The following is a 13,164-nucleotide window of genomic DNA, read 5'->3' as shown; positions in this document are numbered from 1 at the left end:
CCTTACAGCTGTGGTTTCTTTTTATGATGGTCGGTTGCTTGTTCAAACGCATGTGCAACACGGTAAATGGTGCTCTCGTCAAAATGATTTCCAATAATCTGCAAACCTACTGGCAGTCCGTCCACAAAGCCTGCTGGGACAGAGATTCCCGGGACGCCTGCAAGGTTCACTGGGATGGTCAGGATATCATTTGCATACATCGTAAGCGGATCTTTCGTGTTTTCGCCCACTTTAAACGCCGGAGTCGGCGTGGTAGGTCCGATGATGACATCATATTTTTCAAAAACGTCTTCAAAATCCTGCTTGATTAGCGTACGAACCTTTTGTGCTTTTACATAATAAGCATCATAGTGTCCTGCGCTCAGTGCATAAGTTCCAAGCATGATACGGCGCTTCACTTCCGGTCCGAAACCTTCACTGCGCGTCTGCTTATACATATCGATAAGGTTCTTCGCATTATCCGTTCGGTAACCATAACGGACACCGTCAAAACGGGCTAGGTTTGCAGATGCTTCTGACGAAGACAATAGATAGTAAGTTGCCAAAGCGTATTGGGAGTGCGGCAGGGAAACTTCTTCCCATGTTGCGCCAAGCCCTTCTAAAACTTTCAGTGCATCTTTAACAGATTGGCGCACTTCTTCGCTCACACCTTCTGCTAGATACTCTTTTGGCACACCGATCTTCAGGCCTTTGATATCACCTGTCAGGCTGGAAAGGAAGTCCGGTACATCGGCGTTTGCAGACGTGGAATCCATTGGGTCAAGTCCAGAGATCGCTTGTAAAAGGTAGGCATTGTCTTCTACCGTACGCGTGATTGGACCGATTTGGTCAAGGGATGATGCAAAAGCGATCAGACCGTAACGGGAAACGCGTCCGTAAGTTGGTTTCAGGCCAACAACGCCACAAAATGCTGCAGGTTGACGAATTGATCCACCTGTATCAGAACCAAGGGAGAAGAATACTTCCCCTGCTGCTACTGCCGCTGCAGATCCACCGCTTGATCCACCTGGAACACGTTCAAGGTCCCAAGGGTTTTTCGTTGCCGCAAAGGCAGAGTTTTCATTGGAAGATCCCATGGCAAACTCGTCCATATTGATTTTACCGATGGTGACGGATTCCGCCTGGTTCAGCTTTTCCACCACTGTTGCATTGTAGATTGGGTTAAAGTCACCAAGGATTTTGCTCGCAGCTGTTGTGCGGATGCCTTTTGTGACGATGTTATCTTTGACACCGATTGGAAGGCCGAATAACAGGCCATGGTCTTTTTCCAGTCCTAGCGCTTGGTCGAGGACTTTTGCATATTTACGGGCATTCTCTTCATCAAGTGTCAGGAATGCTTGTACCTTATCGTCGACTTCGTTGATTCGTTTGTAGGATGTATCAACAAGGTCTGATACGCTGATTTCTTTTTTATGTAAAAGGCTATGTAATTCTGATAGCTTTTTATCAAACAATGACATGGGGTTCCCTCCTTACTCTTTCCTATTCAATAATGCTTGGTACGCGAATCTGGCCGTTTTTGTGGTCTGGCGCATTTTTCAATACCTCATCCACCGGCAGGCCATCTTTCGCAACATCTTCCCTCATGACATTCTTCATATGTAGAACATGAGAAGTTGGTTGAACATTTTCTGTATCTAATTCATTCAGCTTCTCCGCGAATGAAATAATTGCATCTAATTGACTTGTGAACATAACCGCCTCATCCTCGCTGATCGCAAGACGGGCCAAATGCGCCACATGCTTCACCTGATCCTCCGAAATACGTGACATCCTCTTTCACCTCCGCAAAAAATCGAACTTGCACAATACCCCTATCATACTAAACTTTAACCCCCACAAGCAATTCCCACGGGATATTGGTGGAAATTTCTTTAGTTGGGTAAAGAGGGGTCTGACCCTCAGTGCGTTGGGTAAAGAGGGGTCTGACCCTCAGTGCGTTAGAGCACTAAAGAAACCCCTCTCTCCATCCACGTAACCGTTTTTGTTTGGTGTGGTATGTTTCGGGTTTTTTGAGGAAAAATAAGTGGGCATTCTGGGAAGAGTGATGGTGAATATGGTTGCAAATATTACAGCAATATTACGTGTTTGATAATTCTGAATAGTTTTACTTTAATTAATTGTCAAGTGGGAAGTATGCCCATTGTATCAAGGGGTAGCGTGTTTTTCTTCCTATTGAAAAAGGTTTCAATCGCTTGAATTAAGGGAAATACTTTGATAGCTTAAATACTCGTAACCGTTATGAGAGCAATTTGGGGCGCCGAAATTGCTGATGTACAAACAAAACTAAAGATTATTCAGGAGTTGATATTGTGGAAACAGGAGTATTTATTTCCCTAGCACTTTATTTTATCGCCATGCTAGGAATAGGTTTATATGCCTATAAAACATCTACCGACGATATTTCAGGCTATATGCTTGGTGGACGTCAATTAGGACCTGGAGTAACTGCACTATCTGCCGGGGCATCTGATATGAGTGGTTGGATGCTAATGGGTCTGCCTGGTGCCATGTATGCATCTGGTGTATCCAGCATGTGGATCGCTATCGGGCTTACAATTGGAGCATATGTGAACTATTTGGTCGTTGCACCTCGTTTAAGGGTTTATACTGAAACTGCGAATGACTCCATTACAATCCCAGATTTCTTTGAAAACCGTTTTTATGATGGAACTCGTATTTTACGCTTCGTATCAGCGATCGTTATCATCATTTTCTTCACACTCTATACATCCTCTGGTTTAGTTTCCGGTGGTACACTATTTGATAGTGCATTTGGATTAGATTACAAAACTGGCTTATTCGTAACGGCTGGTGTAGTTGTCGCTTATACATTGTTCGGAGGATTCTTGGCAGTTAGTTTAACTGACTTTGTACAAGGTGTCATCATGCTTCTTGCCTTAGTACTAGTGCCAATTGTTGCTTTTACTGATTTAGGCGGTGTTGGTGTAACACTTGATGAAGTACGTGCTATCGACCCAACATACCTTGACTTCTTTAAAGGTACAACCGTTCTTGGAATTATCTCTTTACTTGCGTGGGGACTTGGTTATTTTGGACAGCCTCATATCATCGTTCGATTTATGGCAATTAAGTCGATCCGTGATTTCAAAGCTGCTCGTCGTATCGGAATGAGCTGGATGATCGTTTCCATCATCGGTGCGATGGCAACAGGTTTTGTAGGTATTGCCTACGTAAACCGTACAGGAATGGAATTAGCTGATTCAGAAACAATCTTTATTGTTTTCTCTCAATTCTTGTTCCACCCACTAATCAGTGGATTCTTACTTGCAGCAATCCTAGCTGCTATCATGAGTACCATTTCTTCTCAGCTACTTGTTACATCCAGTGCGCTGACAGAAGATTTTTATAAAACATTCTTACGTCGTGAAGCTTCAGATAAAGAACTTGTATTGATTGGACGTATCTCCGTTCTTATCGTTGCTCTTGTAGCAATTGGTTTATCTCTGACACCAAACGACACTATCCTTAACCTAGTTGGTAACGCATGGGCAGGATTTGGTGCTGCATTTGGTCCAGTGGTAATCCTTAGTCTTTACTGGAAACGTATGAACCGTTGGGGTGCACTTGCAGGTATGCTAGTTGGTACATTCACGGTACTAATTTGGATCTATGGTCCATTCACTGTCAACGGCGAACCGCTGACTGATTTCTTATATGAAATTATTCCAGGCTTCATCCTTAGTACCATTGCCGTAATTGTAGTAAGTTATATTACAAACTTCCCACGTAAAAAAGTGCGTGAAGGCTTTACGGAAATGGAAGAAACAATGGAAACAGAACAGAATAAAGAAGATTAATTTAAATGAAGAGAACCCGTGCACTTGGCCGGGTTCTTTTTTCTTTTACTTCTCGCTATCCACAAGCACTATTACTTCTAATTTGTCAGCTGTATTTACTGCAAAAACACTGTATACTGTATCTTTATCAAGCTTAGTTCCGGAAAGGTCCAGAACCTGTTTTCCATCAGGCGTTCTGATTTCCAAATTGTACGTCCCAGGCTCAAGTTCTTGATAAACGGAAATGTCTTTAAAAGATAGTTCACTGAATACAGTGTCCCCTTTAATTACTCCTACATCCACCTGTGGAGCATCTGGAGATAGGTGACCTACACGCGTGAACGCTTTTCCTTTAGGTGCTTTTCTAGTATCCTCTACCGCAATCATTTCAAGTTTGGCAAGCTTATTAACAGCCGCTACCGTGTATGCTTTGCCACCTTCTACTTCAAGTTGTTGAGCAATAACCGGCTGATCTTTTTTCCCTGCAGGAAAGACTTCCACTTTATGTGGACCTGCAGGAAGCATTAAGTAATCAGTAGCATCTTTAAACTTCGCACCCTCTACCGCCGCATTTCCATCAACATAGACGTCCACTGCAGGAGCGTCAGGAGATGCATGCAGAATACGGACTTGTGCATCTTCCTTGTTATTTGCATTTGCAGCAGCCAAGTTGCCCATTCCGCCTAAAACAAACAGCAACACCGTTAAAATACTAAGGAATTTCTTCATTTTACGTCTCCTTTTCATACTGGTTTAGAACACATTTGTTAGTATGAAATGTTCTTGGGGAAAATATGTAAAAAAGTAGTAATTAAGTGTTAAATCCCCATCGAGTCGCAAAAAAAGAAAGCTGACACCCAACTAGGCATCAGCTTCCTTCTATAATAAATATTACAAAGTTTCAGATGTTGTTTTTGCTTGTAAGTGAAGCAATAGGTAGTCAGGACCGCCCGCTTTGGAGTCAGTTCCAGACATGTTGAATCCGCCGAATGGTTGGTATCCAACGATTGCACCTGTGCATCCACGGTTGAAGTAAAGGTTACCAACGTGGAAGTCTTCGCGAGCCTGCTCGATTTTTTCACGGTTGTTTGTGATAACCGCTCCAGTCAAGCCGTACTCTGTGTTGTTTGCAATTTCAAGCGCATGATTGTAGTCTTTTGCTTTTGCAAATGCTACAACCGGTCCGAAGATCTCTTCTTTCATCAGGCGAGCTTCTGGATCCACATCAGCAACGATTGTCGGCTGAACGAAGAATCCTTTGGAGTTGTCTCCTTCTCCACCTGCAAGGATACGTCCTTCTTCTTTTCCGATAGCAACATATTTCATTACTTTATCAAATGCAGCTTGGTCGATAACAGGTCCCATGTAGTGGTTTTCTGTTGGGTCGCCAACTGTCAACTCTTTTGTTAATTCTACTGCACGGTTCAATACTTGATCATACACATCTTCTACGATTACCGCACGGGAGCACGCAGAACATTTTTGACCGGAGAAACCGAATGCAGATTTTACGATGGATTGTGCTGCCAACTCAAGGTCGCCCTCGCTGTCTACCACAATCGTATCTTTTCCACCCATTTCAGCGATTACACGCTTTAACCAGATTTGGCCAGGGTTCACTTTAGAAGCACGCTCATAGATTCGTAAACCAACGTCACGAGATCCAGTGAACGAGATGAAGCGAGTGCGTGGGTGGTCTACTAGGTAGTCCCCTACTTCAGCGCCGCTACCTGGTACGAAGTTAAGTACGCCAGCAGGCAGTCCAGCCTCTTCCATTACTTCTACGAATTTAGCCGCAACAACAGGAGTTGTAGACGCAGGCTTCAATAGTACTGTGTTACCCGTTACAATCGCCGCTACTGCAGTACCAGCCATGATCGCAAATGGGAAGTTCCAAGGAGAGATAATGACACCTACACCTAGTGGAATATAGTTATAACGGTTGTATTCGCCAACACGGCTCTCTAGAGGCATACCGTCTTTTAATTTCAGCATTTGACGTGCATAGTACTCAAGGAAATCAATTGCTTCCGCTGTATCCGCATCCGCTTCATTCCAAGGCTTACCTGCTTCTTTCGTTAAAAGTGCAGAGAATTCGTGCTTACGACGACGAATGATTGCTGCCGCACGGAACAAGATGTCTGCTCTTACTTCTGGCTTCACTTTACGCCACGTTTTGAACGTTTCGTCTGCAACTTGCATCGCTTTTTCAGCCAAGTCACGATCCGCCTTTGACACACGACCAACAACCTCTTCTTTATTTGCAGGGTTCACGGATACGATTTTATCTTCTGTCGTAACACGCTCTCCACCGATAATTAAGTCGTAATCTTGTCCTAAATAAGAGTCCACTAGTTTCAAGCCTTCAAGATAAGCTTGTTTGTTTTCCTCATTAGTGAAATCAGTAAATGGTTCATGTTTGTAAGGTAATACCATTACATTCGCCCTCCTTTGCATTCTAAAGCGCTTGCATACAACTCTCATTCTACCCTATCATTACTAGTCTTTCAAATATTGTTTATATTCTAATAGGAAGAAAATAATGGAGGGTAAAATAAAAACCCACTATCCCGTAAAGAATAGTAGGTTCCTGCAAAATTAATAGATATGAACAAACGGTTTTTCAGATCCGGCATCCCTTACAATCAATGCTTCCTCTCCACTGATGGAAGAAATGGATACTTGTAGATTGATATAGTTCGGGAAGTGTTCAACCACCAGTCCCGTTACATACTGGGTGAAACCGATCAACTCGGCTTTTCCGTTAAACTCCATATTCACTTCAATCGAAAGCTGTTGAAGTTCGCCATCACGGTAATAGCCTTTTCCGATAACTCCTGTATGGTTTGGAAAATAGTCGTCAATATCCAGCTTGAAATTCTCAAAGCGAACGGCATCATCACGATATAGTTCGGTAGTATCACTGTTTGGGAAAAGGTGGTATTCTTCGTTTACTTCTTCCCATTTACCAATGGAATTATCGCCAGTTGCCACATTTGCTTTTGCAATAAAGCTACCAGGGACAACGGCATTGGCTGGACTCTGTTTATACAATCCAATGATAATCGGAACATTCTCCAACCCTTCCATGCCACGAACTCTTCTGATAACTTCTTCCGCTATTTTTTTCCCCTCGGCTTCCAGTTCGTCATCTGGAATCACATATTCCCTCGGATAGCCGCCTTCTTCATCCGTCAAATTATAATAATGAACAGAGTTCAAGGCAATTCCAATGGAAACCCCGCCAAGTTCCACCTGATCTTCCCCTTTACGGACAAGATAGTTTTGTTCTTGAATATGTGCGAGATAGATTGGGCTTTTTTCGTTCGTATCTTCCGTATCCACTCCGCGAATCAACGGTGGATTTAACCCAGGCTTTTCCTCATCTTCAGGGTCAACACGCCCCAACCAACTTTTAATTGTATCACGCTTTATATACTGCCCTTCCTGATACAAATATTTGTCAGAAGGAAATACCTCCTGCGCCATTCGCATCAATCCGGTTTCCAATTCCTCCACATCGACCCGGCTGTTTAAGCGCGGGGCGATTTGGCCACGGGTTTCCCCAGGCTTATAGGGAAGGATGGTTTGGTAATAGTCATCTGAAATTTTATATCTAGGAACAATAGCTTGTTCCGTGTTTTCCTGCTGCGCTGGATCTTGTACCACTTCTTCCTGCTTCTCGAAGCCAGGCACACATCCGGTGGCAAAAAGAGAAACAACAAGGAGCAACGACAAAAACCTTTTCACTTCCAACACCTCTTATGATTGTATTTCCTTAAGCATTTGTGCTTCGTTCCAAACTTCTATTCCAAGCTCCTGGGCTTTCGTAAGCTTAGAGCCGGCCTCTTCTCCGGCAATGACTAAATGGGTGTTCTTGCTGACGCTTCCCGTCACTTTTCCGCCTAGCTGCTCAATGGCAGCTTTCGCATCATTTCGTGACATCTCTTCCAGCTTCCCTGTCAGGACGATCGTTTTTCCTGCAAAATAAGAATCAACATCTTCTGCTCTTACAGGCTTTGGTCCTTTATAGGCCATGTTGACACCAAGTTCTTTTAACTCTGAAAGCAGTTCAGTCACTTCCGGCTGTTCAAAATAGGTGACAATGGAGTCTGCCATTTTGTCGCCTATTTCATGAATCGCAGTCAGCTCTTCTTTCGTCAAGCTTGCAAGTTTATCCATATGATCGAATTCTTGTGCCAATGTTTTAGCTGCTTTCGCTCCTACTAAACGGATTCCAAGTCCAAACAGAAGGCGCTCCAACGAGTTATCCTTCGTCTTTTCAATAGCAGAAATCAAGTTATCTGCAGACTTTTCGCCCATCCGCTCCAGCTCCAAAAGCTGTTCTTTTGTTAATTTATAAAGGTCTGCCACGTCTTCAATCAGATTCTCACGGAAAAGTTGAGCAATCACCTTTTCGCCAAGACCATCAATATTCATGGCGTTACGGGATACAAAGTGAATCAATCCTTCACGAATTTGTGCCGGACATTTCGGGTTGATGCAGCGCAAGGCCACTTCCCCTTCAATGCGGACAAGCTCGCTTTCACATTCCGGGCAGTGTGTCGGCATGGTAAAATCACGTTCTTCACCGGTTCTCTGCTCTACAAGTACATTCACCACTTCCGGGATGATATCTCCCGCTTTTTTGACGATGACCGTGTCTCCAAGCTTGATGTCCTTTTCACGGATGAGGTCTTCATTATGTAAGGACGCGCGTTGGACCGTTGTGCCTGCTACACGCACAGGTTCAAGGATAGCGGTTGGCGTGACCACACCTGTACGGCCGATATTCAGCTCAATATCAAGAAGCTTAGTGGTCACTTCTTCTGCTGGGAACTTGTACGCAATGGCCCATCTCGGGCTCTTTGCCGTAAAACCCAGCTGTTCTTGATGCTCCGTGTTGTCCACTTTAATAACGATACCGTCTATATCATACGACAGATCCGGGCGTTTTGTGTGCCAAGCTGTGACATATTCCAAAACTTCTTCGATCGACGTGCATACTTTTCTTTCTGTATTTGTTTTAAAGCCCAGTTTATCCAGGTAATCTAACGCCTCACTGTGCGAATCCACACCAGCTTCTCCGGCATCGGCAAGACTGTATACGTACACAGACAAGTTACGGGATGCAGCGATTTTTGGATCAAGCTGACGAAGGGAACCCGCTGCCGCATTACGAGGGTTGGCAAACGGCTCTTCTTCGCGCTCCATTTTCGCTTCGTTCAACTTTTCAAAAGAATTCTTCGGCATGTATGCTTCGCCGCGAACCTCCATCGTTACAGGTTCTTTTAGACGCAAAGGAATGGATTTAATGGTTTTAAGGTTCATGGTGATGTCCTCACCTGTTGTACCATCCCCACGAGTGGCACCAAGAACGAAAAGGCCATCCTCATAGCGCAAGGACACGGCAAGACCGTCAATTTTCAGCTCGCACACATATGTCACATCATCGCCGACAGCCTGTTTGACTCTGCGGTCGAAATCACGCAAGTCGTCTTCATTGAAGGCATTGCCAAGGCTGAGCATCGGGGTACGGTGCTCGACCTTGTTGAACATCTCAAGAATATTTCCTCCCACACGCTGAGTCGGAGAGTCTTCCGTTTGCAGGTCTGGATGCTCCTTTTCAAGCGTTAATAGCTCTTGTAAAAGAGAGTCGTATTCGGCATCTGAAACGGACGGTTTGTCCAGTACATGATATTCGTAATTATATTGGTTCAGCACATCATGCAGCTCGCGAACCCGTTTTTCAGCTTGTTCTCTTTCCATGCAATGTCGTCCTTTCTTTTTTGGCGGTTTTCATCTATTGTTGAACCTTCGTCACAGGGGCAAATTTGGCCAATAGGCGCTTGATGCCTGTCGGGCTTGGGAAGGCAATGTCCAGCTCTTTGCCGTCTCCGTCACCTTTTACGCTGACAACGGTACCGACTCCCCATTTTTTATGTTCCGCTTTGTCTCCTACCATCCAGTCCAAGCTTTCTCCACCCGTTGCAGTAAGTCCACGGGATGGTGCTGTGGTGCGGCGTGCCGTTTGGGAAGCAGGACTTGCCGCCCTTGCTCTTCCTGCAGCTGAATTGCCTCCAAATGGGGACGCAGAGCCGCCTCCAAAACTTGACCCGCGTCCACCAAATGGCGTTGGACGGGATGCAGCTTCTTTGTTCTCTTCGCTTTCGAGTAACTCCTCTGGTATTTCTTTTATAAAGCGAGAAGGAGGATTGATGTTTGTACGACCAAATAACGTACGCATTTGGGCATTTGTGATGAACAGTTGCTGCTCAGCACGTGTGATTCCAACATAAGCCAGGCGGCGTTCCTCTTCCATTTCTGCTTCTTCAAACAGCGAACGGCTGTGAGGGAATACCCCTTCCTCCATTCCGATTAAAAATACAACCGGGAACTCGAGTCCTTTTGCAGCATGGAGAGTCATTAAAATAACGCCTTCCTGCTGGGCTGGATCTTCCTCGTCCAATTTATCAATATCAGCAACAAGCGCCAGGTCTGTAAGGAAAGCAACCAAGCTCTTATCATCATATTTTTCTTCAAAATTCTTCGTAACAGACAAGAACTCATCGATGTTTTCCAGTCTGCTTTGGGATTCAATCGTTTTGTCGGCTTTCAACATTTCACGATAGCCTGACTTTTCAAGTACCTCTTCCACCAGTTCCGTCACAGAGATGTATTCTTGCATTTGCACATACCCTTCAATCAGCGCGCGGAATTCTTTCAATTGTGATGTAGCACGGCCGCTGACGCCTATCAGGTCTACCTCTGCAAGCGCCGTGTAGATGGAGATATCATGCTGCGCAGCGTAATTGGCAATCTTATCAACGGTTGTCGCTCCGATGCCGCGTTTTGGTACGTTAACGATCCGCTGCAAACTGATGTCATCGTCTGGATTGGCAATCAAGCGAAGATATGCCAGGATATCCTTGATTTCTTTTCTGTCGTAGAACTTGGTTCCGCCGACGATCGTGTAGTTGATGTTGGACATGAGGAGCATTTCCTCCATCACACGGGACTGGGCGTTTGTGCGGTAAAGGATTGCAAAGTCACCAAGCGTGCGTGTTGGGTCTTTTTGCATGAGTTCACGCATTTTCCCGACCACAAACTGCGCTTCCGATTTTTCAGAATCAGCTTGATAATGGATGATTTTTTGCCCTTCGTCGTTTTCTGTCCAAAGGTTCTTCTTTTTACGGCCGATATTGTTATCTATCACTCGGTTAGCCGCTTCTAGAATACGTTTTGTCGAACGATAATTTTGCTCAAGCAGCACGACTTCCGCGTTTGGATAGTCTTTTTCAAAAGAAAGGATATTGGCTATATCCGCTCCTCGCCAGCGATAGATGGACTGATCAGAATCCCCTACCACACAAAGGTTTTTCAGGCGGTCCGCTAACAGGTTAACTAACGTATATTGCGCTCTGTTCGTATCCTGATACTCGTCCACGTGAATGTACTGAAACTTGCGTTGATAGTACTCCAGCACTTCCGGTACACGTTTAAAGAGGTGAATGGTCGTCATGATTAGATCGTCAAAATCAAGCGCCTGGTTCTTTTTCAACCTCTTTTGGTAGTCGGTATAGATCTCCGCTACTTGTTGCTCGTATGGCCCAAGTGGCTGTTTTGCATATTGTTCCGGGGTCATCAGTTCATTTTTTGCAGAGCTGATGGTACCTAGGATTGTTCTTGGTTCAAACTTTTTTGGATCAATATTGCGGTCTTTTAAAATATTCTTGATGACAGACAGCTGGTCGGTCGTATCAAGAATGGTAAAATTGCGGTTCATTCCGATGCGGTCAATGTCACGGCGCAGGATTCGCACACACATGGAGTGAAATGTGGAGATCCAGATGTCTTCTGCAGCAGGTCCGAGTAGCTTTTCCACACGCTCTTTCATTTCACGTGCCGCTTTATTTGTAAAGGTGATCGCAAGGATATTCCAAGGCGCCACCTGTTTTTCGGCCATCAGGTAGGCGATTCGATGCGTCAGCACCTTGGTTTTCCCACTTCCCGCTCCGGCCATGATGAGTAAGGGTCCGTCCGTTTTTTTCACTGCTTCTTTTTGCATGGGGTTCAGTCCCTCAAGAAGCCTTTGACTTAAATATTGCATATTTTTTCACCGTCCCAACAAACATATGTTCTTATTTTCTATCATACTAAATTGGCTCGTTAATTACTATTAATTTTAGAATCTTTGTGAACAACCGCTGTTGATTTCCGCACTGGGCTTCGCTTTCCTAGGGGCGGTGCTTGAGCCTCCTCACTTCGTTGCGGGGTCTCAACCTACCGCTATCTCCCTCAGGACAAGGAAGGCTTCGACAGCGATACATCGCACGAAGAAAATGCGTAGCATTTTCGAGGAGTCTTCGCCCTGTGCTCCAATCAACAGCTAGAATATCTGGCTACTACTAATTTTTCACAGCGTCTACTGTTTTTAGGGCTTCTTTTAAGTTATCGTATACGGCATTTCCTACTACTACGGTATCAGCGTGGGCTACCATTTCTTTGGCGCGCTCTGCCGTGGAGATGCCGCCTCCGTAGAACAGTTGCGTCTTTTCTAGTGTTTGTTTTGCCGCCTGGACCATTTCCACGTCCCCGTACGTACCACTATATTCTAAGTAAAAGATAGGCAGATTAAACATTTTCTCCGCCAATCTTGCATAAGCGATCACATCTTCTTTGTCGAGGTCCGTTTTTGCATCTGTCAGCTTGGCAGCTTTGCAGTCGGCATTAAGGATGCAGTATCCTTCAGCCACGATTTCCTCCCAGTTCATGATATCGCCGTACTCTTTTAGCGCTTCTATATGAAGGTCTGTGACCCATTCTGTCTTTCTGCTGTTCAACACACTTGGGATAAAATAAAAATCAAATCCCGGCGTGACCGATTCAATGGTGGAAACCTCCAATGCACACGGCAAGGAATATCTGCGCACCCTGCTCATCAGGCTCAGCACATTGTCCAATGTGACCCCGTCCGTACCTCCGACTAGAATAGCATCTGTGCCAGATTCGCACACAAGCTCTAAATCTTCGTCCGATATCTCTTTATTAGGATCCAATTTAAAAACGTGCTTCCACTCACGTATTTCCATTAACACTGCAAACGTCCCCCATTCTAATTTTCCATTCCCCTATTATAGCAAAATCCCAGCTAATACGAAAAAGAGAAACAGAGATTGTTTACTGGAAGTTACGACCTTTTACAGTAGACCAAAAGATTTATTTTTTCTGTGGTCTGTTATTCCTTCTAGATAGCGGGTAAGTAGAAAATAACACCATTAAGAATACTTAGGAAAATAGTTGCCTTTTGATAAATGAATGCATATCGCCCCCGGTCCAAAATATGATGTGATAAGGAGGTGTC

Annotated in this window: 9 protein-coding genes; 1 reads left to right on the top strand and 8 read right to left on the bottom strand. The window is 44.7% G+C overall.

What is annotated here, in order from left to right:
- Positions 1–2 precede the first annotated feature (2 nt).
- Both gatA and gatC read right to left on the bottom strand, forming a co-directional pair.
- Positions 3–1,460 carry an Asp-tRNA(Asn)/Glu-tRNA(Gln) amidotransferase subunit GatA gene (gene gatA, locus K7887_RS02230; RefSeq protein WP_010191851.1) on the bottom strand — a complete coding sequence of 486 codons (1,458 nt, stop codon included), beginning with the start codon at positions 1,458–1,460 and terminating at the stop codon, positions 3–5.
- A gap of 22 nt (positions 1,461–1,482) precedes the next feature.
- The gene (gene gatC / locus K7887_RS02225; RefSeq protein ID WP_088016902.1) at positions 1,483–1,773 is read right to left on the bottom strand and encodes an Asp-tRNA(Asn)/Glu-tRNA(Gln) amidotransferase subunit GatC; all 291 of its coding nucleotides are present in this window, start codon (positions 1,771–1,773) and stop codon (positions 1,483–1,485) included.
- Positions 1,774–2,312: 539 nt separating this feature from the next.
- Between gatC and putP the strand changes: the two genes are divergently transcribed.
- On the top strand, positions 2,313–3,821 hold the full coding sequence (putP, locus tag K7887_RS02220; protein WP_223491972.1) for a sodium/proline symporter PutP: 1,509 nt from the start codon (positions 2,313–2,315) through the stop codon (positions 3,819–3,821).
- A 45-nt stretch (positions 3,822–3,866) separates the two neighbouring features.
- Here the strand turns inward: putP and K7887_RS02215 are convergent, their stop codons facing one another.
- From K7887_RS02215 to K7887_RS02190, 6 genes are all read right to left on the bottom strand, one after another.
- Positions 3,867–4,529, bottom strand: coding sequence for a DUF4397 domain-containing protein (locus tag K7887_RS02215; protein ID WP_223491971.1), 663 nt, complete (start codon positions 4,527–4,529; stop codon positions 3,867–3,869).
- 162 nt (positions 4,530–4,691) lie between these two features.
- Positions 4,692–6,236 (bottom strand): L-glutamate gamma-semialdehyde dehydrogenase, encoded by a 1,545-nt coding sequence (gene pruA / locus K7887_RS02210; protein WP_088016900.1) that lies wholly within the window; start codon positions 6,234–6,236, stop codon positions 4,692–4,694.
- A 162-nt stretch (positions 6,237–6,398) separates the two neighbouring features.
- Positions 6,399–7,550: a CamS family sex pheromone protein gene (locus K7887_RS02205; protein ID WP_223491970.1), complete on the bottom strand. Its 1,152-nt coding sequence runs from the start codon at positions 7,548–7,550 to the stop codon at positions 6,399–6,401.
- 12 nt (positions 7,551–7,562) lie between these two features.
- On the bottom strand, positions 7,563–9,569 hold the full coding sequence (ligA, locus tag K7887_RS02200) for an NAD-dependent DNA ligase LigA (RefSeq protein ID WP_223491969.1): 2,007 nt from the start codon (positions 9,567–9,569) through the stop codon (positions 7,563–7,565).
- A gap of 34 nt (positions 9,570–9,603) precedes the next feature.
- Positions 9,604–11,910, bottom strand: a complete 2,307-nt coding sequence (pcrA, locus tag K7887_RS02195) for a DNA helicase PcrA (RefSeq protein WP_223491968.1) — start codon at positions 11,908–11,910, stop codon at positions 9,604–9,606.
- Positions 11,911–12,208: 298 nt separating this feature from the next.
- Positions 12,209–12,892, bottom strand: a complete 684-nt coding sequence (locus tag K7887_RS02190) for a heptaprenylglyceryl phosphate synthase (RefSeq protein ID WP_223493560.1) — start codon at positions 12,890–12,892, stop codon at positions 12,209–12,211.
- Between the last annotated feature and the right edge of the window lie 272 nt (positions 12,893–13,164).

Source organism: Sutcliffiella horikoshii (assembly GCF_019931755.1).
GTDB lineage: Bacteria > Bacillota > Bacilli > Bacillales > Bacillaceae_I > Sutcliffiella_A > Sutcliffiella_A horikoshii_E.
Note: the sequence above shows the minus strand (reverse complement) of the source record. Positions and strands in the feature narration are given on the sequence as shown.